Genomic DNA, 20,111 nt, shown 5'->3' on the forward strand with positions numbered 1-20,111 from the left:
TACTTGCTTTCGAAACATCAACTTACCATGCCGGAGCCTTGGTTCGTCGAAGGTGCATCGACAGAAGATTCGATATTTTGGCCAAAAACCCTTCCTTTTCGGAATAGGCTTGGCTATAATTCCGCTTCTGCGTGCGGCTGTAGCTCAGTTGGATAGAGTACTTGGCTACGAACCAAGGGGTCGTGGGTTCGAATCCTGCCAGCCGCGCCACCTATTCTGATGTTTTCGCTTTCGGCGGTCGCGCCGTTCGACGAAAGGATCAAGCGCTTAACCACAAGCGCAGTGCAATATAAGCAGTACCGTTTTGCGTGCGGCTGTAGCTCAGTTGGATAGAGTACTTGGCTACGAACCAAGGGGTCGTGGGTTCGAATCCTGCCAGCCGCGCCATCTTTTTCGAAGGGCCTTCCAGCGGAAGGCCCTTTTTGTTTTGTCGCAAGCCCGGGTGCTCGCTCTATTGACGCGGCACCGAACCGATATCGCCGATATGCAACTCTGGTCTCGGCACATCCTCCACCGACGCCACCGCGCTCGATTCTCCGATTGTCTCGGCCCGCGCGCCTAATAGCGTCTGCGAGCGACGCGGGAATTCGTCGTCGACGGTCTCGCCGAACGCATGCCGCACGAACGCGCGCAACAACGCGATGCGCAGCGACACGCCCCGCCCTTCCACCGGCTTGCCGTCCTTGCCGAAACTCACGGTGCAGACCACTTCGCCACGCCCTTGGTCGTGCATGTCGAGCCTGCAGGCGCGCTCCAGAACGACGGCTGCCGCCTCCCACGACGTCGACGGCAGGAAACGTCCGTCCCAGGGCTTGCCGCGGTCGTTGCCGCGGATCGAGAGCGTCTCTCCGCTATCGGTGAAGTGAATCTCGCGGATGAATTCGTGCAGCCCGCGCGCGACCCAATAGTCGAGCGTGGCGCCTTCGAGATCGGAAGTGTTCATGCGGCGCTTTCTCCTGTTCGTCGAACGATGCCAGGCATGCACGCCGCATTCCCGCGCCGCGTCAGTAGTCGGCGCGCTCGCGGTCGATGCGCATGCCGCCGTCCTGATTGCGGTGATGCGGTTCGTCGCTCGGACGTTCGCGCGCAATGCGCATGACGTCCGGATTGGTGCGCACGCGGCGCATGACATTCGCCAGATGGACGCGGTCGCTTACTTGAATCACGAAGCGCAAGAGCTTCGCTTCCTGCGATACGTCTTCGTCCATCGCGATATGAACGATGTTCGCGTCGGCCGACGTGATGTCCGCCGCGACGCGCGCGAACACGCCCTTCGTGTTCTTGACGAGCACCTTCACGGCGACATCGAAGAGACGGCCGGGCTGCGGCGCCCACGCGACATCGATCCAGCGGCCCGGATCGCGCCGATGAATCCGCTGCGCGACACGGCATTCGGCCGTGTGAATCGCCATGCCGAGCCCGATGCCGATATAACCCATGATGTTGTCGCCGGGAATCGGGCGGCAGCACGGCGACAACTGCACCGACATGCCTTCCGTGCCCGTGATGACCACCGGCGGCGCGGTGTTGGTGCTGTGATGCTCGCGATGCGGATGCTCGTCGTCGTCGGCGATGCCGTTCATCAGCACTTCGATGCGCTTGGCCATGACCGCCGCCACGCGCCGGCCGAGACCGATATCGGCGAAGATTTCCTGCCGCGTCTTGTTGCCGGTCCACTGCACGAGCTTTTCCCACACTTCCGGCGTGACGTCCGACAGCGCGAGGCCGTATCCCTTGAGACTCTGATCGACGAGCCGCTCGCCCAACTGGACGGACTCGTTCAGGCGCATCGTCTTCAGATAGTGACGGATGGCCGAGCGCGCCTTGCCGGTGCGCACGAAGCCGAGCCACGCGGGATTCGGCTTCGAATACGGCGCGGTGATCACTTCGACGATATCGCCGCTCTTCAGCTCCGTGCGCAGCGGCAGGAGCTCGTTGTTGATCTTCACCGCGACGCACTGGTTGCCCAGGTCGCTGTGGATCGAGTACGCGAAGTCGAGCGCGGTTGCGCCGCGCGGCAGCGGCATGATCTTCGACTTCGGCGTGAAGACGTAGACGGCGTCCGGGAACAGATCGATCTTGACGTGTTCGAGAAACTCGCTCGAATCGCCCGCCTCGCTTTGAATATCCAGCAGCGATTTGAGCCATTGATGCGCGCGCTTCTGGACATCGTTCAGATCCGCGCCGCCGTTCTTGTAGAGCCAGTGCGCCGCGACGCCCGCCTCGGCGATCTCGTGCATCTTGCGCGTGCGGATCTGGAACTCGATCGGCGCGCCGAACGGGCCGACCAGCGTCGTATGCAGGGACTGGTAGCCGTTCACCTTCGGAATGGCGATGTAGTCCTTGAATTTGCCGGGCACCGGCTTGTAGAGCGCATGAAGCGCGCCGATGCACGTATAGCATTCGAGCGCGCTCTCGACGACGACGCGAAAGCCGTAAACGTCGAGCACCTGCGAGAACGACAACTGTTTGTCGCGCATCTTTTTGTAGATGCTGTAGATCGTCTTCTCGCGGCCGGTGACTTCCGCGTTGATCTTCGCATCCGCGATGGTGCGCTGCACCGCTTCGAGAATCTTGCCGACCACTTCGCGCCGATTTCCGCGCGCCGCCTTCACTGCTTTTTCGAGCGTCGCGTAACGATTCGGATTGAAGTTCGCGAACGACAGATCCTGCAATTCGCGATAGGTATTGTTCAGACCTAGCCGATGCGCGATCGGCGCGTAGATGTCGAGGGTCTCGCGGGCCACGCGCCGGCGCTTCTCCGGCGGCACCGCGCCGAGCGTGCGCATGTTGTGCAGCCGGTCGGCGAGCTTGACGAGAATGACGCGCACGTCGCGCGCCATCGCGAGCAGCATCTTGCGGAAGTTCTCCGCCTGCGCTTCCTCGCGATTGCGGAACTCCATCTTGTCCAGCTTGGACAAGCCGTCGACCAGTTCCGCGACCTTGGCGCCGAAGCGCTCCGCGATCTCGGTCTTGGTCACGCCTTGGTCTTCGATCACGTCGTGCAGCAAGGCCGCCATGATCGACTGCGCGTCGAGCTTCCAGCCCGCGCAGATTTCCGCGACCGCGACCGGATGCGTGATGTACGGCTCGCCGCTCTGGCGATACTGCCCGAGGTGCGCTTCGTCGCTGAAGTGGAAAGCCGCCTTGACTTCCTTGATCTCTTCCGGAGTGATGTAGCTCGCGAGCGCGTTCGTCAGTTTCGCGATGGAAACGACATCATGCTTGCGCGGCTGCTCCGGCGTGGCGGTCGGGCCGAACAGATGGCGGAAGGACTGTTCGAGAACCGCATCGATGTATTTGCGCGCCGCGTGCGGCTTGTCCGCGTCGAGCAGCGAATCCTGATCGATTTCGATGTCGGGATCCACGGCGGCGGAGATGGGCAACGGTGTCTGACTCATCTTCCCCTCCGTGGTGGCGTGACGCGCTCGGTCGTCGGTTGCAAAAAATGAAACCGTGTGGAACTGCGGCCCTTAGACGGGCACCTTCTTCAGCATTTCGATGCCAACCTGGCCCGCGGCGATCTCGCGCAGCGCGACGACGGTCGGCTTGTCGCGGCTCTCGATTTTCGGCGTGTGGCCTTGCGCGAGCTGGCGCGCGCGGTACGTTGCCGCGAGCGCGAGCTCGAAGCGATTCGGGATTTGTTTCAGGCAGTCTTCGACGGTGATGCGGGCCATGTTTGTTTCCTTCTCAATATGGGTTTTATTCTACCTTATGTGACCGAATGACCCGGCCACTGCAATGCGTCAGACCTGCGGCGTGGAGTGGATGCCGAGGTCCACGAAAAGCTGCGTGTTGCGCGCGTATTGCGACGTGAAGCGCAGGCGCGTCGCGGCCACGAGACAGCGCAGTTCATTGAGCGCGCGATCGAAGTTCTCGTTGATGACGACATACTCCGCTTCCGATGCATGCGCCATCTCGCTACCGGCCGCGAGCAAGCGTCGCACGATCACTTTTTCGGAATCCTGGCCGCGTTTCTTGAGGCGATCTTCGAGCGCATCGAGCGACGGCGGCAGAATGAAAATCTCCACCGCGTTACGGAACTGCTTCTTCACCTGCTGCGCGCCCTGCCAGTCGATTTCGAGCAGCACGTCGTGTCCCTGCTTCATCTGCTCCGCGATCCACAGCTTCGACGTGGCGTAGTAGTTGCCGTGCACTTCGGCGCTTTCGAGAAACTCGCCCTTGTCGCGCCGCTCCATGAATTCGTCGACGGACACGAAGTGATACTGCACGCCGTTGGTTTCCTTCGAGCGCGCCTCGCGCGTCGTGTACGAAACCGACAGGAGAATGTCCCGGTCCTCGGCGAGCAGCGCGTTCACGAGCGTGGACTTGCCCGCCCCCGAGGGCGCGACGACCATGAACAGGTTGCCGGGATAGATACCGGTGTAATGGCTGTGCGAGCGGTGCGTGGTATTCGGCATGATGTTGCGTTACTCCAGATTCTGTACTTGCTCGCGCATTTGCTCGATGAGCAGCTTGAGCGTCATCGATGCGTCGGCGAGCTCCTTGGCGGCGGCCTTCGAACCGAGCGTGTTCGCTTCGCGGTTCAGCTCCTGCATCATGAAGTCGAGGCGCTTGCCGACCTTGCCGCCCTTTTGCAGCACGTGGCGCGTTTCGGCCAGATGCGCGGTGAGCCGCTGCAACTCTTCCGCGATGTCGATGCGAATGCCGTACATCGTCACTTCCTGGCGGATGCGCTCGGCGATTTCCTCGCGCGGCACGCTCGTCGTGACCGTCGCGCCGCCTTCGTTGGTGGCGATGCCGAGCGCGTCCTGCAAACGCTCGACGATCTTCTGCTGATGCTTCGCGATGAGTTCGGGCACGAGCGGCGTGATGCGCGCGACGATCGCCTCCATCTCCGTCGCGTTGTCGGTCAGCACCTTGGCGAGCGCCGCGCCTTCACGCGCGCGCACCTCGATGAGATCGGCGATGGCCTGCTTGCCGCACGCGAGCACGGCTTCGCGCAGCGTTTCCTGCGACACCGAGCTTTCCGCGAGCACGCCGGGCCAGCGCAGGATTTCTCCGGTGCGCATGCGCTCGGCGTCGGGGAACACGTCGAGCACGGCGCGCTCGAGCGTGGCGAGCTGCGTGAGCGCGTCGCGATTGAGCGCGCCGGCGTTCGCGGTCTGTTCGACACGATTCAGGTTGATGCGGATATCGACCTTGCCGCGCGAGAGCTTTGTCATCAGCATTTCGCGCAACTGCGGCTCGGTCGCGCGCACGTCTTCGGGCATGCGGAAGTTCAGGTCGAGAAAGCGCGAATTCACCGTGCGCAATTCCACCGATACACCGACGCCCGAACCGCCGGCGCCATTGGGTCCCGCGCCATCCGCGACGACTTCGCGCGTCGCGCTGGCATAGCCTGTCATGCTGTAGATCATGGTACGTCTCGCGATGTGAGCCTTCGTTGCGAAGGCCGTTTCGATACGAAACGCCCGGCGCTGTCGAAAGTGCCAATGAAGTGGCTTGCGTTTGGCGGCCGGGCGAGGAATCCGCATTATCCCATTTTTGTCACGAAGCCCGCCCGGACGGCCCGTGAGCAAACGCGGCGCGCGCAACGCGTGAATGTGAATGACGATAAAATCGCCGGGTTCGCTGGTTTCTTTTTCTTCTCTCGACATCCATGACCGACTCTCCCCTGCTCAAGCCGTCCCCCCCGCGCCCGAGCGGCCGCCGCGCGAACCAACTGCGCGACGTGCGCATCACGCGGCATTACACGAAGCACGCGGAAGGCTCGGTGCTCGTCGAATTCGGCGATACCAAGGTGATCTGCACGGCGAGCATCGCCGAGCGCGTGCCCGAGTTTCTGCGCGGACGCGAACAAGGCTGGCTCACCGCCGAATACGGCATGCTGCCGCGCGCGACGCACACGCGCAGCGACCGCGAAGCCGCGCGCGGCAAGCAGACGGGCCGCACGCAGGAGATCCAGCGCCTGATCGGCCGCGCGCTGCGCTCGGTGTTCGACCTGAACGCGCTCGGCGCGCGCACGCTGCACATCGATTGCGACGTCATTCAGGCCGATGGCGGCACGCGCACGGCGAGCATCACCGGCGCGTTCGTCGCCGCGCACGACGCGGTGGCCAAACTGCTGGCGGCCGGCAAGATCGCGAAGTCGCCGGTGAAGGACTTCGTCGCGGCGATCTCGGTCGGCGTCTTCGAAGGCGCGGCCGTGCTCGATCTCGACTACGACGAAGACTCGCAATGCGATACCGACATGAACGTCGTGATGACGGGCGCGGGCGGTTTCGTCGAAGTGCAGGGCACGGCGGAAGGCGCGCCCTTCACGCGCGACGAGATGAACGAGCTGATCGCGCTCGCCGACAGCGGCATCAAGGCGCTGATCCTGAAGCAGAAGGAAGCATTGGGGATTCAAGGTGTCTGACGTCAATGGTCTTGGCCGTGTCGTGCTCGCATCGAACAATGCGGGCAAGCTGCGCGAATTCGCGTCGCTGCTCGACGCGGCGGGCATCGAACTGATCGCGCAAGGCGAGCTCGGCGTGCCCGAGGCGCCCGAGCCGCACGTGACCTTCGTGGAGAACGCGCTCGCGAAGGCGCGGCATGCCGCGTCGCTGACCGGCCTGCCCGCGCTCGCCGACGATTCGGGCCTTTGCGTGCGCGCGCTGAACGGCGCGCCGGGCGTGTATTCGGCCCGCTATGCGTCGATGAACGGCGGCGCGAAGAGCGATGACGCGAACAACGCCCGTCTCGTCGCCGATCTCGCCGCCCAGACCGATCGCCGCGCGTACTACTTCTGCGTGCTCGTGCTCGTGCGTCACGCCGATGACCCGGAGCCACTCATCGCGCAAGGCCGCTGGCACGGCGAAGTGATCGATGCGCCGCGCGGCGCGAACGGCTTCGGCTATGACCCGTACTTCTTGCTGCCGACGCTCAACGCGACCGCGGCCGAGCTCGATCCCGCGCGCAAGAACGCGCTGAGCCATCGGGCGCTCGCGCTGCGCGAGTTGTTGCAACGACTGAAGGAACTCGCGTGAGCGCCGGGCCGAAGACGATCAACGTCGTGCAGGCTTTCACGTCGCCGGGAAGCATCCGGCTGACGTCGCTGCCGCCGCTCTCGCTGTACGTGCATTTCCCGTGGTGCGTGCGCAAGTGTCCGTATTGCGACTTCAACTCGCACGAATGGAAGGACGACGCGTTCCCCGAGGAACGTTATCTCGATGCCCTGCGCGCCGATCTCGAGCGCGCGTTGCCGCTCGTGTGGGGACGGCAGGTGCATACGATCTTCATCGGCGGCGGCACGCCGTCTCTGTTGTCGGCGAAAGGGCTGGACCGGCTGCTTTCCGATGCACGCGCGCTGCTGCCGGTCGATGCCGACGCCGAGATCACGCTCGAAGCCAACCCCGGCACGTTCGAGGCCGCGAAATTCGCGTCGTTCCGCGCGAGCGGCGTGAATCGATTGTCGATCGGCATTCAGAGCTTCAACGAAGCGCATCTGAAGGCGCTCGGCCGCATCCACGACGCGACACAGGCGAAGAAGGCGGTGGAAATCGCCGCGAGGCACTTCGACAACTTCAATCTCGATCTGATGTTCGCGCTGCCGCAGCAATCGCTCGACGAGTGCAGGCACGATATCGAGACGGCCATTGCTTTCGCGCCGCCGCATCTGTCGCTGTACCACCTGACGATGGAGCCGAACACGCTCTTCGCCAAATACCCGCCAGCGCTGCCAGACGACGACGCTTCCGCCGACATGCAGGAGTGGATTCACGAGCGCACGCGCGAGGCCGGTTACGCGCGCTATGAAGTCTCGGCGTATGCGAAGCCGCATCGTCAGAGCCGGCACAACCTGAACTACTGGCGCTTCGGCGATTACCTCGGCATCGGCGCGGGCGCGCATACGAAGCTGTCGTTTCCGTCGAAGATCCTGCGCCAGGCGCGCTTCAAGCATCCCGCGAGCTACATGGACCACGCGCTCTCGCCCACCGAAACCGCGATTCAGGAAGAACGCGAAGTCGGCCCGCGCGATCTGCCATTCGAGTTCATGCTGAACACGCTGCGGCTCGTCGAAGGCTTTCCGGTGCATTCGTTCATCGAGCGCACGGGTCTGGCGCTGTCCGCGATCGAGCCCGCGCTCGTCGAAGCGGAGAAGCGCGGGCTCATCGCGCGCGATATCGAACGCATCGCGCCGACCGAGCTCGGCCAGCGCTTTCTCAACGATTTACAGGAGTTGTTCTTGAAGGATCCGCAGAATTGAGCGCGCCCACGATGGTGCCGGGCCCGGTAATGCGGCATCGCCCGTTTGCGCTCTTCTGGACCGCGCGGGTGATGTCTTCTGTGGCGTTTCAGATGATGTCGGTCGCGATCGGGTGGCAGGTCTATTCGATCACGCACAGCGCCTACGCGCTCGGTCTGGTCGGGCTCGCGCAATTTCTGCCGATGTTCGTGCTCACGCTGGTCGTCGGGCACGTCGCGGATCGTTACGACAGGCGCGTGATCGCGTATGTGTGCCAGTCGATCGAGGGCGTCGCCGCGCTCGTGCTTTGTCTGGGCGCATGGCACGGCTGGCACGACGTTGCGCCGATCTACGCGATTGCGGCGATCACCGGCGCCGCGCGCGCGTTCGAATCGCCGTCGATGGCCGCGCTCCTGCCGAATCTCGTCGCGCGCAATCAGTTGCAGCATGCGAGCGCGTGGTCGACGTCCGCGAACCAGACCGCGCAAATCCTCGGCCCCGCGATGGGCGGCGTGCTCTACGGGCTCGGCGCGCTCACAGTGTACGGCGCGGTGACCTTCGCGTTTCTCGTCGCGGCGTGCGCGGTGGCCGCGATCAGGATCGACGAAGCCGTGCGCATGCGCGCGCCGCTGTCGTTCGAAGCGCTCTTTTCGGGAATCGGTTTCATCCGCAGCAAGCCGGTGATTCTCGGCGCGCTGTCGCTCGATCTCTTCGCCGTGCTGCTCGGCGGCGCGACCGCGCTCTTGCCGGTGTATGCACACGACATCCTGCGCACCGGGCCGTGGGGACTAGGGATTCTACGCGCGGCGCCCGCGGCCGGCGCGCTCGCCGGATCGATCTGGCTCGCGCATTTTCCGTTGCGGCAGCGCGCGGGCCATGCGCTTTTCGGCGGCGTGATCGCGTTCGGGATCGCGACGATCGTGTTTGGGCTGTCGCGCAATATCTACGTGTCGCTCGTCGCGCTCGCGGCGCTGGGGGCGTCCGATGTCATCAGCGTGGTCGTGCGCATGTCGCTCGTGCAGTTGCAGACGCCCGATGAAATGCGCGGCCGCGTCGGCGCGATCAATTCGCTGTTCATCGGCACGTCGAATCAGCTCGGCGAATTCGAATCCGGCATGACGGCGGGACTCTTCGGCGCCGTGCCCGCAGTGCTGATCGGGGGGATCGGCACGATCGTCGTCGCGCTTTTGTGGATGCGCCTGTTCCCCGCGCTCAAGGCGACGAAATCGCTCGAAGGCTGAACGCTCCTCCGCGACGATGACTTGCGCTACAATACGCGCCTTGCTGGAGGTGTGGCCGAGCGGTTTAAGGCACCGGTCTTGAAAACCGGCGAAGGAGCGATCCTTCCGTGAGTTCGAATCTCACCGCCTCCGCCAGATCAGCATGAAGCCTCGTAAGTTGAAAAGCTTACGGGGCTTTACTATTTCTGGCTCATCATCCAGCCCAACAGCCTACTTCAACAGCGGTAGTTCAGCAGTGCTTGCCGGAACGGGGCGGAAGTCCTTGCCTTCGGTCGCGCAATGTCGACTCTGGAGGCGCGATGTAACTGTACGCGCACAAAGAGATCAACTCGCCGTGGAGTCTTGTCGATCCGCTGTCCCGTTCGCACTGGCTCTGCCGCTGGGCGCTGGGTCCTTGGCCGAAGTCGTCGAATGGGTCCAGCGGGCAGATCGGCGCGAGCCGTGAACACGCGCTGGATGGGAAGCGCAATGTCCGCCGCTGAACTTCGCACCCCGTCGATGCCGACGCCATCGATGCCGCCCGCCCCGAGTTTCGGGCGCGCTGGCGCCACGCCCACATGTCTTTCACGTAGCGCCCGCTATTCAAGTTCCCGAACCAAAAGCGAGTCGAATTCGACTGCAAATGCAAATCCGGCTGTCGGATGCAGATGCCATTTTCAGCCCATAATTCAAATGCTTCGCGCCACCGCGTTTACTACCGCTACTTGCTTCGCCATCCTCACCACGGCCCAAAAATTTCAGACATTACGCCTATCCGATACATCCGAACCCACGTATCTTCGGCCTGCCTCCTTTCCGAGTCTCCCCCATTCTCGATCGAAGGAGTGCTTAAATGGGTAAGGTTGGACTTGGGCCTCGCAACACGCGAGGCCATTTTTTCGCCCTTCGTCGTTACGCGAAGACAATCCCCCGCAAAAAATCGATGTGAACAAGCCAGCCGTATTGCCATCTAACGGCCTCATCGATAACAAAGCGGAGAATCGCCCATGAAGCCAGGCCGCATCATGCCCATCCTCTTCGGCTGCGTCGCCGCCGTAAGCCTGTCGGCGCATGCACAGCCTCAGCCGAACGCGCAATGGCGCGCAACCGAAGCAACGCTCTTCGACCTGATTCAGAACGGATACGGAATCGTTGCAGTGACGAGCGTGGCCGCGCGCAGTTCCGGCCTTCCCGAAGACACCTACGTGCTTCAGAAAACCAACAGCCTCTATCGCTGCGTCGAAACGCGCGCGGCCGAAACCGGCACGGTCCGGTCGACCGCGCCGATACGCTGTGCCGAACTCGTCAAACCCTACGTGGAGTGATGTCGGCTAATTGTCGTCGGATCTGACGGGCGGCCGGACGTGCGGAACCGGCTCCGCCTTGGCCGCGTCCGGCTTGCGCTCCACGCGTTTCGATTCGCTCTTCGAATGCGCGGAGGAAGCCGGCTGCTGCTGCCGCGCGGGCGCGACCGCTGGTGCAGAGTGAGTTTTGCGTGACATGACATTCTCCCGAAACCGGGGACATCCCCTTTCTACGTTAGCACCGCCTAGCGAACGCCGCAGCCGCCGTGCGCGGCTCAGCCCACCGGCGCCTCGCCCTCGCCCGATTGCTTGCCGGGCCTGTCGTTCGGGCCCTGCTTACGGTTTTCGTCGTCCCGCTCGGGCAGTTTGCTCTTTTCATTGTCGCTATGTTCGGCGGTCTTTCCATCTTCCGGACGATTCGTCTCGCTGTTCATGGCTCCCTCCTCGAAAGCATTCACATGAAAGCATCGGCAGCAAAACCCGCGCCCGAACGCGCGCCAGCGCACGCATATTTTCCGCTCCCGGCCCGTACAGCGGCTACCATTTAAGTAACGCCAACTTCGCCCTTTCTCGCGATGTACGCGCCGCGTTCCTGTTGTGCTGTCCTTGCGCTCATCGGCGCGTTCGTGATGAGCGCTTGCACGATCACGCCGCCGCCGAGCGTCGTGGCCGCGCGCGCGCCAGTTCCGCCCGTCTCCGGCGAGTCGCTCGACACGTACAAGGCCCGCATCGCGCAACGCATCTTCGAGCGCAATCCGTCGCTCGTGCTCAAGGGCACGCCGCAAGCGATGCTGCGCTCCTTCGTGCTCGTATCGTTCACGGTGGACCGGGGCGGGCGGCTCGTCGATTCGTCCGTGTATCGCACCAATGGCGATGACGAAGCCGAAGCCACCGCGCTCGCCTCGCTGCGCCGCGCATCGCCGCTGCCCGCGCCGCCCGCGCGTCTGCTGAACGGCAAAGGTCAACTCGAGCTTTTCGAAGGCTGGATGTTCAACGACAACGGCCAATTCCAGTTGCAAACCTCGCATTCACCGCAGGCCACGACCATCGACTGATTGGCGCTCCGCCCGCACGCTCGTTATAATTTTTTCCACCCCTGCCGGACCCGCTTCCGGCGCGGCCTTCGCCTCGCGCCCATCCCGCGCGTTGCGCGAAGCGCCTTTGCGCGCAGCCCGACTGCGCCGCGACACCGCGCGCTACTCGCGCGCCGTCGAACCCTGGCTGCCCTGCCAATGCATCGCAATCCATACAGAAAGCTGACGTGCGCCGAGCGAGGACATCGCTCGTCATTCCGATCGCTCTTGCCCGGCGATGCGCGCGACAATGCTTCGCACCAAGGCAACACGACAACGGAGACGACATGTCCTCACCCTCGCTTTCCGCCGCAAAGCCCGGCGACGGATCCCAAAGCGCTTCTCGCGTGATTTTCGCGAGCTTCATCGGCACCGCGATCGAGTTCTACGATTTCTACGTCTATGCGACGGCCGCCGCGCTCGTGATCGGACCAGTGTTCTTTCCGCACGACTCGCCCGCCGCGCAGGCCCTCTCGGCGTTCGTCACCTTCGGCATCGCGTTCTTCGCGCGGCCGATCGGCTCGTTCCTGTTCGGTCACTTCGGCGATCGCATCGGCCGCAAATCGACGCTCGTCGCGTCGCTGCTCGTGATGGGCCTCTCGACGACGCTCATCGGCTTCGTGCCCGGCTACGATTCGATCGGCAGCGCAGCGCCGATCCTCCTGTGCATCCTGCGCTTCGGACAGGGCATCGGACTCGGCGGCGAATGGGGCGGCGCCGCGCTGCTCGCGACGGAATACGCGCCGAAAGGCAAGCGCGGTCTTTTCGGCATGTTTCCGCAGCTCGGACCGTCGATCGGCTTTCTCGCGTCGAACGGCCTCTTTTTCGGACTCGCGCTCTCGCTCTCCGACGAGCAGTTCCGAAGCTGGGGCTGGCGCGTGCCGTTCATCGTCAGCGCGGTACTGGTCGCGCTCGGCCTCTACGTGCGCCTGAAGATCGCGGAAACGCCGGCGTTTCGCGCGGCGGTCGAGCGCGACGAGCGCGTGAAGGTGCCGGTCGCGACCTTGCTCGGCAACCATCTCGCGCCGACACTGCTGGGCGCGTTCGCGATGGTCGTCTGCTACACGCTCTTCTATATTTCGACGGTGTTTTCGCTGTCCTACGGCGTCGCCAAGCTGCACTTCGCGCGCGAGACGTTCCTCGGCCTGCTCTGCTTCGCCGTGCTCTTCATGGCGATCGCCACGCCGATTTCCGCCATCGCGAGCGACCGTTTCGGGCGCAAGCCGGTGCTGATCGTCGGCTGTCTGCTGGCGATTCTCTCCGGCTTCGCGATGGCTCCGCTCCTCGGCAGCGGCGACACGATGCAGGTCGCGCTGTTCCTCACGATCGAGCTGTTCCTGATGGGCGTCACGTTCGCACCGATGGGCGCGCTGTTGCCCGAGCTTTTCCCGACCAACGTGCGCTACACGGGCGCGGGCGTCGCGTACAACCTGGGCGGCATTCTGGGCGCATCGGTGGCGCCGTATATCGCTCAACTGCTCGCCAATCGCGGCGGGCTGGCGTGGGTAGGCGGCTATGTGTCGGCGGCGGCGGCGGTGAGTCTGATCGCCGTGCTGTGCATGCGGGAGACGCGCAACATCACGCTGGAGTGAGGAGAAGCAGAACCGGCGCGCTCAGCGATCGCGCCGGCTGGTCGCGTGCGCGGGCACAGGCCTGCGCTCGATCACGGAAAGGCGCGGCGCGGGCCGCCCGACGCCCTTCGCGCGCGCCGCTTTCGCCGCCTTGCGATCGGCCCAGAAGCGCGCGAGCGCGAGCAGGCTGACGATAGCGATGCCATCGGCGATCAGCCCGAGAATCCAGTGCGACGGATAGCGCCCGAGCCCGAGCACGCCCATCGCGCGCAATGCCGAATCGAGCATGAGCGAGACGCACGTGCCCGCGATGAAGCACACGAGCCCCTGTTGTCCGATCGTCACGATGCCCGGCAGCTTGCGTGCGAGCTTCGCGACCCATCCCGCGTAGACGCCACGCGCGACAATCCACGCAATGACCGCGAAGCTCACGATGCGCAGCGTCGCGAGGTTCTGCTTCATGTATCCCGGCGGCGCCTGCGTTTCGAGGAAAAGCTTGAAGAACGCGAAGGTCAGCGCGACGGCGATCGCCCCGGCGGTCAGCCAGCGTGCGATCCGGCCAGCGTGAAATGCGTCACTGACCGGCTGCACGCGCGCGAGCACACCGGTCATGAACATCAACTGCCAGGCGAACGGATTGAACGACCACGCTTCGGCGTATGTGCCGGGGAGAAAACGCAGCAGCGGCGCGGCCGCGAGCCACACGAGGAGGCTGCCGAATATCGCGATGACAGGCTTCTTTTGCGCAAGCGGCACGATCACCGGTACGCCGAGCGCGAACACCGAATACATCGGCAGCACCGCGGAAAGATACGGCTGCTGACGCAATAGCGCGATATCGACGGCAAGGCCGAATGGCCGCACGAGGAAATTCGGCCACTCGGTGTACTGGACCATCGGCGTGTCGACCTTCAGCGCCATCAGGAGCGCGCCGCCGATCAGCATCAGGAGCGCGGTGAACAGATACGCGCGATAGATTTCCCAACTGCGTTTGAAAAAGCGTCGGCGGGCAGCTGAATCGCTACGGCGAGTCGCAAGCGCCGTATAAGCCGCCGCCGACGCATAACCTCCGAGAAATACGAATACCTCCGCGGAATCGCAGAAGGCATATTGATGCAGCGTAAAGCGGGACAGCACACTTCCCGTTATATGGTCGACCGCGATAATGAGCAGCACGATTCCCCGAAAGAAATCGACTTCGAGAGAACGTGTCGTCGGGGAAGTCATCTGGCGAATGCTCCACGAACCTGCGGTTTCGGCGCGCAGCCGGCTGGCGGGCGCACATAGGGGGTTTGTACCTAGTCCGAAAAGAAAATTCCCCTAATCAACGAGTATTTAAATTAACACTCGATGGCAGTCGGCAAGCTGGCGGCAAAATGACTTTTTTGTCCGCTTTCCAGTAAATAAGCCGCTGCCTATACTCGAAACAGGTTCGACAAAAACAAGTCGCGGAAACGTGTGCCGCGCAAAAGCCGGGAGGCCACATATGCGATTTCATCTGGAGAGTTCTCATCTCGTCGCGATAATCGCGATCGCGCTCATCACGGCCTTGCTGCTCGCAGTGAAATTCCGTCCCGCGACGTGGCGGGGCGTCCTGTTCGAAGCGGTTATCGCGAACGTCGGCGCGGTCCTGGCGGTGCTCGCCTTCGAAGTGCTCACCGCGTGACGGGCCCGCGCGGCATCCCACACCGGACCTACAAAAAAATTTCGAATCGGTTGAACTTTCCCCCCCGCGCGCACTCTGAGCACGTAATGCTGTTCGTGCGGCCCGCTGGTCAGGCCCAACGCACGGCTCTCTTCTCCTCTCCGCTCCTGCTTATGGCGGGAGCGTTTCTTGGGCGCCCGGCGAAAGCCTCGCGCCTGTTCTTTTTTCCGGCTCCCGCAACGCGCTTCGCATCCGGCGCTTTGCCCACGACCCTCGCATGATCCGGGCGCTGCGTTCCCTCTCGATCGTCACGGCGCGGCGCACGCGCGGCCTGTGGCGCCGCTACGGCGTGTTCTGGCTCGGTGCGGTCCTGGTGGGACTCGTCGCCGTCTATTACGCCCGGCTGATCGACTGGGGCTTCAGCCTCTTTTCCGGCTGGCGCGGCGCGCACGCGTGGCTGCCGCTCGTCATCACGCCGGCCGCCGCCGCGCTCTGCGTCTTCATCACGCGAAGTTTCTTCCGCGGCTCCGAGGGCAGCGGCATTCCTCAGGTCATCGCCGTGCTCAACGGCCCGACGTCGGCGGCGGGCGGCCGGTTGCTCACGTTGCGGATACTCGTCGCGAAGATCGCCGTGTCGTTCGTCGCGATACTCGGCGGGCTCACCATCGGCCGCGAAGGTCCGACCGTGCAGGTCGGCGCCGCGCTGATGTTCAACATGCGACGCTTCTATCCGCGCTCCAATTCGCTGATCGAAAGACAGCTCGTGCTCGCGGGAGCGGCGGCCGGGTTATCGGCGGCGTTCAACACGCCGCTTGCCGGCATCGTCTTCGCGACCGAGGAGCTCACGCGCAGTTTCGAGGCGCGCACGAGCGGCGTGCTCATCACGGGCATCATCATCGCGGGCATCGTCGCGCTCGGACTGAGCGGCAACTACACGTACTTCGGCACGATCCAGGCCGGCGCGCTGTTTCCGAAGTTCTTCGTGGCGGCCCTCGTCGTGACGGGCGTCGTCACCGGTATCGCGGGCGGCGTGTTCTGCTGGCTGCTGCTCAACACGAGCAAATGGATTCCCGCATCGCTAAGACACCTCCACGCGTCGCGGCCGGTCGTGTTCGCCGCGCTGTGCGGCTTCATCATCGCGATCGTCGGATTGCTGGCCGGCGGCACGACCTTCGGCAGCGGCTACGCCGAAGCGCGCGGCCTGCTAGAGGGACGCGAGCATCTGTCGATGCTCTATCCGCTCCTGAAGATGATCTCGATGATCGGCTCGTATCTGCCCGGCATTCCGGGTGGCATCTTCGCGCCTTCGCTGTCGATCGGCGCGGGCTTCGGCAACGTGCTGCACATGTTCTTCCCGGCGATGTCCTTGCCGATGCTGATCGCGCTCGCGATGGTCGGCTATCTCGCGGCCGTCACGCAGTCGCCGATCACGGCCTTCGTCATCGTGATGGAGATGATCGACGGCCACGCGCTCGTGATCTCGCTGATGGCGACGGCGCTGATATCGAGCCGTGTGTCGCACCTCTTCGCGCCGCCGCTTTACGAAGCGTTGTCGGAGCGGTACATGGCGCCGCTGGAAAAACCGGCGCCGTCGCCCGAGTTGCCCGACGAGACCAAAGCGCCGGGGAAGTGAACCGCTAGTACACGTAGACGTGCGCCGGCCGGTACGCATACGGATGCGGCGGCACGACGATGCAGCCCGCGAGGGCATCGGCGAGCACGACGGCCATGAGGAGAAGAAGAAGCCGCTTCATCGCATTCACTCCTCATGCCCAGTGCGCCGGCACCCAGCGATACTGGGCGCCGTGTCCGACCCACTCGCCCGGCACCCGATGGTGACCGACGCGCTCCGCTTCCCAATGGCCGGCCGCCCACACATAGCGGCCATGCTCCCAGTTCCAGTGACCCTGATCCCAGACATAGCCCGCGCGTGCCGGCGGGACCGGCTCATGACGCGGTGCGGGCGGCGCGCCCGGCGCGACGATCACGACTTCGGCGGCGGATGCGGCCGTGACGGCGATCGCGCCGGCAACGACGAGCGCGGTCTGAGCGAGCAGCGAACGCAGGGATGTGTTCATGGTGGACCTCTTCCTTTGTCGAGACGTTGAACGCGCCGCGGGGCGCGGACCGATGAAACCGGCGACAGTGCCGCCGATACGCATTCAATGCGCGAGGCCATCAAAAGGAGGACATGTGCCGTGTTACCAGGACACCCGATCTGCAACCGAATATTGATGAAAGGCGGGCGCACGCCGAAGAAATCGCGCGCGCAAACGATAGCGCGCCAAAACAAAAGCCAGGATCGAACGATCCTGGCTTCGCATTTTTCCGGCGGCACGCACGCCCGAACCGGGCGCGATGCCGCGCGCGCAGGGCGAGTCGTTACGCCTGCGGAATCTCGATCTTCACTTCCAGCACTTCGAGGTCGTCCTGACGTTCGAGGCTCACTCGAATATCGTCATCGGAAATTTTCACGTACTTCGAAATCACGGCAACGAGTTCTCGTTGCAACGCCGGCAGATAATCGGCGGCGGCTCTGCCACCCGCGCGCTCATGCGCAATGATCAACTGCAAGCGTTCCTTCGCGACCGTAGCGGACTTTTTCTTCTCGCCCAGCAAAAACGAAAGAATCGACATTGCGTCCCCTTACTTGGTGCCGAAGATGCGTTGCAGCAGACCAGGCTTCTGATAATCGGTGAAGCGCAGCGCCTTTTGCTCCCCGAGGAAGCGCGACACCACGTCCTTATACGATTCGGCCACATCCGTGCCGTCCAGATGCACTGCCGGCAAGCCCTGGTTCGATGCATGCAGCACCGCTTCCGATTCCGGAATCACGCCGATCAAATCGATGCGCAGAATCTCCTGGATGTCGGAGAGCGACAGCATTTCGCCCTCGCTCACGCGCTTCGGGTTGTAGCGAGTGATGAGCAGATGCTCCTTGACCGGATCCTTGCCTTCGATCGCGCGCTTGGTCTTCGACGACAAAATGCCGAGAATGCGGTCCGAGTCGCGCACCGAGGACACTTCCGGATTCGTCACGATGAGGGCTTCGTCGGCGAAATGCATTGCCATCAGCGCGCCGGACTCGATGCCCGCCGGCGAATCGCAGACGATGTACTCGAAGTCCATCTTGATCAGTTCGTTGATGACCTTCTCCACGCCTTCGAGCGTGAGCGCGTCTTTATCGCGCGTCTGCGACGCCGGCAGGATGTAGAGGTTCTCGCACTTCTTGTCCTTGATGAGCGCCTGATGCAGGTTCGCTTCGCCCTGAATGACGTTGATCAGGTCGTACACCACGCGGCGTTCGCAACCCATGATGAGGTCGAGGTTGCGCAGACCGACGTCGAAGTCGATCACGGCCGTCTTGTGGCCGCGCAATGCGAGCGCCGATGCGAAGCTCGCGCTGGTGGTCGTCTTGCCGACGCCGCCCTTCCCCGAAGTCACCACAATGATTTTTGCCATACAAGTACCTTGTGTTCGTCAAATAGGTCCGCTCGCGTTGCCTTTGAGCGCGCGCCAGGGGCATCGGGCGCGCCAGTCGATCCGACTCGTCAGGTCAGCCGCAGCGGTTCGATCATGAGTTTTTCTTCGTTCAGCCAGATCTGCACCGGCTTGCTGAGCACGTCGGCCGGCAGCGGGTTCTCGGTCGTCCGATAGATACCCGCGATGGAGATGAGTTCCGGCTCGAGACAGGTGCAGAAGATGCGCGCGTCGAGATTGCCGTGCACGCCCGCGAGCGCGCGGCCCCGCAACGGCGCATAGATATGGATATTGCCTTCCGCGATCACCTCGGCCCCGTACGACACGAGCCCGAGCACGATGAGATCGCCCTTCGCGTAGACCTGCTGCCCCGAACGCAACGGACGATCGACGATGGTCGCCGGCGCGGGCAGCGCGGGCGGCGGCGGCGTGTTCGCGACCGCGGCTTCGATCACGGCGGCGGCTTCGGTGTTGGGCTTCGCTTCGTCGACGGAAGGCTTCGGCGCGCCGCGCCGGTCGCGCGCTTCGAGAATCGGCAGGCCGCCCGCGTTCGCCCATTGAATCGCCCACGTCTGCGCGGGCAGCGCGACGACGCCGATCGGGCGCATGCGCACGCTCTTCAGCAAGGTCTCGAGTTCCGCGAGCGACACGCGCTCGCCCTCGCCTTGCTTCGCGGATTCAGCGAGACGGCGCACGTCGATGGCGACGACATCGCCCGCGAAGAATTCGGGAGTCGCTTCGAAGCGCCGCGTGAGTTCGGCGCGGAGGGCATCGAGGTCGGGAGTCTTGACGACGAAGAGAAGCGTGTCGACGGAGCCGCTGCGCAGTTCGAAGAAGGGCGTTTTGTTGAGCGACATAGGAACGGCCAAAAATTTTGCGTATTTTACAGGCGTTGCCGCACACGGCCATAATTTTTAGGACCGATTTCCGCTATCGAAAGCGAGAAACGCGTGCCGCGAACGCGCGCGCGAACATGCGAAGAGCGCCGGCGAAACGGGTGCCGATGCGTGTCAGGCGTCCTCGTCGGGGTGCATGTGACGCACGAAGAGCGACTCGGCTTCTTCCTCATGAGACGGCATCGCGCGACGATCGCCGGTGGGACCGAAACCGAGGCGCTCGTAGAAGCGCACCGCGGTGCGGTTTTCCTCGGATATCCACGCATGCACCTCGGCGACGCCCTGGCGGGCGAGCCATTGCGACGCGACGTTCACGAGCAGTTCGCCGCCGCGCAAATGCCGCACGGCTGGCGCGACCCACAGCGCGCTCACGAAGGCGCGCTCACTCGGCGACTCTTCGATATACGCGTGCACGAGACCGCAGGGATGACCTTCGGTGTAGAGCAGGAACGTCGCGAGACGGGGCGAACTCGCATGCAGCGCCGCGGTGTCGTCGAAGGATGACGGGTCGACGAGCAACGCATCCTCCAGCGTTTCGCCGAATGCATACGGGGCTTCTCGCAGCGATGCCGTGCGAAGCTCGCGCAAAACCGAACCTTGTTGTGCGGCGACGCGGCTGACGGTCAATGAGGGACTCATGCGGACGCTCATGCAGACTATTTCTCTCTGGCTTTCAGGCTTGCGCGCGCGGCACTGTCGGCCGTTCCGGCGCTCGGGCCACTGGCATAGCT

The 20,111-nt window shown here is 63.7% G+C and carries 22 protein-coding genes and 3 tRNA genes; 12 read left to right on the forward strand and 13 right to left on the reverse strand.

From position 1 onward, the window contains the following. Positions 1 to 133 precede the first annotated feature (133 nt). Positions 134 to 210 (forward strand) — tRNA-Arg (locus U4Y90_RS03545). Between the two features lie 100 nt (positions 211 to 310). Beyond that, positions 311 to 387, forward strand: a tRNA-Arg gene (locus tag U4Y90_RS03550). Between the two features lie 64 nt (positions 388 to 451). On the opposite strand, the gene U4Y90_RS03555 is transcribed toward U4Y90_RS03550, so the two are convergent. The 5 genes from U4Y90_RS03555 to U4Y90_RS03575 form a co-directional block, all read right to left on the reverse strand. Continuing rightward, positions 452 to 943, reverse strand: coding sequence for a phage protein NinX family protein (locus U4Y90_RS03555; protein ID WP_321792222.1), 492 nt, complete (start codon positions 941 to 943; stop codon positions 452 to 454). Between the two features lie 61 nt (positions 944 to 1,004). Then, positions 1,005 to 3,401, reverse strand: coding sequence for a bifunctional (p)ppGpp synthetase/guanosine-3',5'-bis(diphosphate) 3'-pyrophosphohydrolase (locus tag U4Y90_RS03560; RefSeq protein WP_321792223.1), 2,397 nt, complete (start codon positions 3,399 to 3,401; stop codon positions 1,005 to 1,007). Positions 3,402 to 3,473: 72 nt separating this feature from the next. Further along, the gene (rpoZ, locus tag U4Y90_RS03565; protein ID WP_006999799.1) at positions 3,474 to 3,677 is read right to left on the reverse strand and encodes a DNA-directed RNA polymerase subunit omega; all 204 of its coding nucleotides are present in this window, start codon (positions 3,675 to 3,677) and stop codon (positions 3,474 to 3,476) included. Between the two features lie 69 nt (positions 3,678 to 3,746). Next, positions 3,747 to 4,421 carry a guanylate kinase gene (gene gmk / locus U4Y90_RS03570; protein WP_321792226.1) on the reverse strand — a complete coding sequence of 225 codons (675 nt, stop codon included), beginning with the start codon at positions 4,419 to 4,421 and terminating at the stop codon, positions 3,747 to 3,749. Between the two features lie 9 nt (positions 4,422 to 4,430). Next, positions 4,431 to 5,381, reverse strand: a complete 951-nt coding sequence (locus tag U4Y90_RS03575) for a YicC/YloC family endoribonuclease (protein ID WP_321792228.1) — start codon at positions 5,379 to 5,381, stop codon at positions 4,431 to 4,433. Positions 5,382 to 5,623: 242 nt separating this feature from the next. Between U4Y90_RS03575 and rph the strand changes: the two genes are divergently transcribed. The 6 genes from rph (at position 5,624) to U4Y90_RS03605 (ending at position 10,736) form a co-directional block, all read left to right on the forward strand. Further along, positions 5,624 to 6,382 (forward strand): ribonuclease PH, encoded by a 759-nt coding sequence (rph, locus tag U4Y90_RS03580; RefSeq protein WP_321792230.1) that lies wholly within the window; start codon positions 5,624 to 5,626, stop codon positions 6,380 to 6,382. Next, a complete protein-coding gene (gene rdgB / locus U4Y90_RS03585) occupies positions 6,375 to 6,992 on the forward strand; it encodes an RdgB/HAM1 family non-canonical purine NTP pyrophosphatase (protein WP_321792231.1) in 618 nt (205 codons plus the stop codon). Before rph ends, rdgB begins: the two co-directional genes overlap by 8 nt. Continuing rightward, positions 6,989 to 8,212, forward strand: coding sequence for a radical SAM family heme chaperone HemW (hemW, locus tag U4Y90_RS03590; protein WP_321792233.1), 1,224 nt, complete (start codon positions 6,989 to 6,991; stop codon positions 8,210 to 8,212). Before rdgB ends, hemW begins: the two co-directional genes overlap by 4 nt. A gap of 11 nt (positions 8,213 to 8,223) precedes the next feature. After that, positions 8,224 to 9,432, forward strand: a complete 1,209-nt coding sequence (locus U4Y90_RS03595; RefSeq protein ID WP_321792585.1) for an MFS transporter — start codon at positions 8,224 to 8,226, stop codon at positions 9,430 to 9,432. Between the two features lie 45 nt (positions 9,433 to 9,477). Then, positions 9,478 to 9,567 (forward strand) — tRNA-Ser (locus U4Y90_RS03600). A gap of 851 nt (positions 9,568 to 10,418) precedes the next feature. Further along, a complete protein-coding gene (locus U4Y90_RS03605) occupies positions 10,419 to 10,736 on the forward strand; it encodes a hypothetical protein (protein WP_321792235.1) in 318 nt (105 codons plus the stop codon). Positions 10,737 to 10,742: 6 nt separating this feature from the next. Here U4Y90_RS03605 and U4Y90_RS03610 read toward each other — a convergent pair whose 3' ends face one another. Both U4Y90_RS03610 and U4Y90_RS03615 read right to left on the reverse strand, forming a co-directional pair. Further along, on the reverse strand, positions 10,743 to 10,913 hold the full coding sequence (locus U4Y90_RS03610) for a hypothetical protein (RefSeq protein WP_321792237.1): 171 nt from the start codon (positions 10,911 to 10,913) through the stop codon (positions 10,743 to 10,745). Positions 10,914 to 10,990: 77 nt separating this feature from the next. Then, positions 10,991 to 11,149, reverse strand: coding sequence for a hypothetical protein (locus U4Y90_RS03615; protein ID WP_321792239.1), 159 nt, complete (start codon positions 11,147 to 11,149; stop codon positions 10,991 to 10,993). Between the two features lie 141 nt (positions 11,150 to 11,290). Here U4Y90_RS03615 and U4Y90_RS03620 point away from each other — a divergent pair, with 141 nt between their 5' ends. Together U4Y90_RS03620 and U4Y90_RS03625 are read left to right on the forward strand one after the other, a co-directional pair. Beyond that, positions 11,291 to 11,770 carry a TonB family protein gene (locus U4Y90_RS03620; protein WP_321792241.1) on the forward strand — a complete coding sequence of 160 codons (480 nt, stop codon included), beginning with the start codon at positions 11,291 to 11,293 and terminating at the stop codon, positions 11,768 to 11,770. A 305-nt stretch (positions 11,771 to 12,075) separates the two neighbouring features. Beyond that, the gene (locus U4Y90_RS03625) at positions 12,076 to 13,380 is read left to right on the forward strand and encodes an MFS transporter (protein ID WP_321792243.1); all 1,305 of its coding nucleotides are present in this window, start codon (positions 12,076 to 12,078) and stop codon (positions 13,378 to 13,380) included. Between the two features lie 21 nt (positions 13,381 to 13,401). On the opposite strand, the gene opgC is transcribed toward U4Y90_RS03625, so the two are convergent. Next, on the reverse strand, positions 13,402 to 14,586 hold the full coding sequence (gene opgC, locus U4Y90_RS03630; protein WP_321792245.1) for an OpgC domain-containing protein: 1,185 nt from the start codon (positions 14,584 to 14,586) through the stop codon (positions 13,402 to 13,404). Between the two features lie 259 nt (positions 14,587 to 14,845). On the opposite strand from opgC, the gene U4Y90_RS03635 reads away from it, so the two are divergent. Beyond that, positions 14,846 to 15,025 carry a hypothetical protein gene (locus U4Y90_RS03635; RefSeq protein WP_321792247.1) on the forward strand — a complete coding sequence of 60 codons (180 nt, stop codon included), beginning with the start codon at positions 14,846 to 14,848 and terminating at the stop codon, positions 15,023 to 15,025. 256 nt (positions 15,026 to 15,281) lie between these two features. After that, a complete protein-coding gene (locus tag U4Y90_RS03640; protein ID WP_321792249.1) occupies positions 15,282 to 16,637 on the forward strand; it encodes a chloride channel protein in 1,356 nt (451 codons plus the stop codon). Between the two features lie 133 nt (positions 16,638 to 16,770). Here the strand turns inward: U4Y90_RS03640 and U4Y90_RS03645 are convergent, their stop codons facing one another. The 5 genes from U4Y90_RS03645 to U4Y90_RS03665 form a co-directional block, all read right to left on the reverse strand. Further along, entirely contained in the window at positions 16,771 to 17,082 is a 312-nt protein-coding gene (locus tag U4Y90_RS03645) for a YXWGXW repeat-containing protein (protein ID WP_321792251.1), read from the reverse strand. A 304-nt stretch (positions 17,083 to 17,386) separates the two neighbouring features. Then, on the reverse strand, positions 17,387 to 17,641 hold the full coding sequence (gene minE, locus U4Y90_RS03650; RefSeq protein WP_049655730.1) for a cell division topological specificity factor MinE: 255 nt from the start codon (positions 17,639 to 17,641) through the stop codon (positions 17,387 to 17,389). 9 nt (positions 17,642 to 17,650) lie between these two features. Further along, complete coding sequence (gene minD / locus U4Y90_RS03655; RefSeq protein ID WP_321792254.1) at positions 17,651 to 18,466, reverse strand: septum site-determining protein MinD; 816 nt, start codon at positions 18,464 to 18,466, stop codon at positions 17,651 to 17,653. An 89-nt stretch (positions 18,467 to 18,555) separates the two neighbouring features. Beyond that, the gene (gene minC, locus U4Y90_RS03660) at positions 18,556 to 19,341 is read right to left on the reverse strand and encodes a septum site-determining protein MinC (protein WP_321792256.1); all 786 of its coding nucleotides are present in this window, start codon (positions 19,339 to 19,341) and stop codon (positions 18,556 to 18,558) included. A 153-nt stretch (positions 19,342 to 19,494) separates the two neighbouring features. Continuing rightward, a complete protein-coding gene (locus tag U4Y90_RS03665) occupies positions 19,495 to 20,019 on the reverse strand; it encodes a GNAT family N-acetyltransferase (RefSeq protein WP_321792258.1) in 525 nt (174 codons plus the stop codon). Positions 20,020 to 20,111 lie beyond the last annotated feature (92 nt).

It is taken from the genome of Caballeronia sp. J97 (assembly GCF_905220305.1).
Taxonomy (GTDB): domain Bacteria; phylum Pseudomonadota; class Gammaproteobacteria; order Burkholderiales; family Burkholderiaceae; genus Caballeronia.

Bases quoted from the DNA above. Each gene is read 5' to 3' on its own strand.
- U4Y90_RS03605 (WP_321792235.1), top strand. From the start codon at position 10,419: ATGAAGCCAGGCCGCATCATGCCCATCCTCTTCGGCTGCGTCGCCGCC.
- U4Y90_RS03560 (WP_321792223.1), bottom strand. From the start codon at position 3,401: ATGAGTCAGACACCGTTGCCCATCTCCGCCGCCGTGGATCCCGACATC.
- U4Y90_RS03555 (WP_321792222.1), bottom strand. From the start codon at position 943: ATGAACACTTCCGATCTCGAAGGCGCCACGCTCGACTATTGGGTCGCG.
- minD (WP_321792254.1), bottom strand. From the start codon at position 18,466: ATGGCAAAAATCATTGTGGTGACTTCGGGGAAGGGCGGCGTCGGCAAG.
- U4Y90_RS03575 (WP_321792228.1), bottom strand. From the start codon at position 5,381: ATGATCTACAGCATGACAGGCTATGCCAGCGCGACGCGCGAAGTCGTC.
- U4Y90_RS03665 (WP_321792258.1), bottom strand. From the start codon at position 20,019: ATGAGTCCCTCATTGACCGTCAGCCGCGTCGCCGCACAACAAGGTTCG.
- U4Y90_RS03645 (WP_321792251.1), bottom strand. From the start codon at position 17,082: ATGAACACATCCCTGCGTTCGCTGCTCGCTCAGACCGCGCTCGTCGTT.
- U4Y90_RS03635 (WP_321792247.1), top strand. From the start codon at position 14,846: ATGCGATTTCATCTGGAGAGTTCTCATCTCGTCGCGATAATCGCGATC.
- U4Y90_RS03625 (WP_321792243.1), top strand. From the start codon at position 12,076: ATGTCCTCACCCTCGCTTTCCGCCGCAAAGCCCGGCGACGGATCCCAA.
- U4Y90_RS03595 (WP_321792585.1), top strand. From the start codon at position 8,224: ATGGTGCCGGGCCCGGTAATGCGGCATCGCCCGTTTGCGCTCTTCTGG.
- U4Y90_RS03640 (WP_321792249.1), top strand. From the start codon at position 15,282: ATGATCCGGGCGCTGCGTTCCCTCTCGATCGTCACGGCGCGGCGCACG.
- U4Y90_RS03620 (WP_321792241.1), top strand. From the start codon at position 11,291: ATGTACGCGCCGCGTTCCTGTTGTGCTGTCCTTGCGCTCATCGGCGCG.
- gmk (WP_321792226.1), bottom strand. From the start codon at position 4,421: ATGCCGAATACCACGCACCGCTCGCACAGCCATTACACCGGTATCTAT.
- minC (WP_321792256.1), bottom strand. From the start codon at position 19,341: ATGTCGCTCAACAAAACGCCCTTCTTCGAACTGCGCAGCGGCTCCGTC.
- minE (WP_049655730.1), bottom strand. From the start codon at position 17,641: ATGTCGATTCTTTCGTTTTTGCTGGGCGAGAAGAAAAAGTCCGCTACG.
- U4Y90_RS03615 (WP_321792239.1), bottom strand. From the start codon at position 11,149: ATGAACAGCGAGACGAATCGTCCGGAAGATGGAAAGACCGCCGAACAT.
- rpoZ (WP_006999799.1), bottom strand. From the start codon at position 3,677: ATGGCCCGCATCACCGTCGAAGACTGCCTGAAACAAATCCCGAATCGC.
- opgC (WP_321792245.1), bottom strand. From the start codon at position 14,586: ATGACTTCCCCGACGACACGTTCTCTCGAAGTCGATTTCTTTCGGGGA.
- U4Y90_RS03610 (WP_321792237.1), bottom strand. From the start codon at position 10,913: ATGTCACGCAAAACTCACTCTGCACCAGCGGTCGCGCCCGCGCGGCAG.
- rph (WP_321792230.1), top strand. From the start codon at position 5,624: ATGACCGACTCTCCCCTGCTCAAGCCGTCCCCCCCGCGCCCGAGCGGC.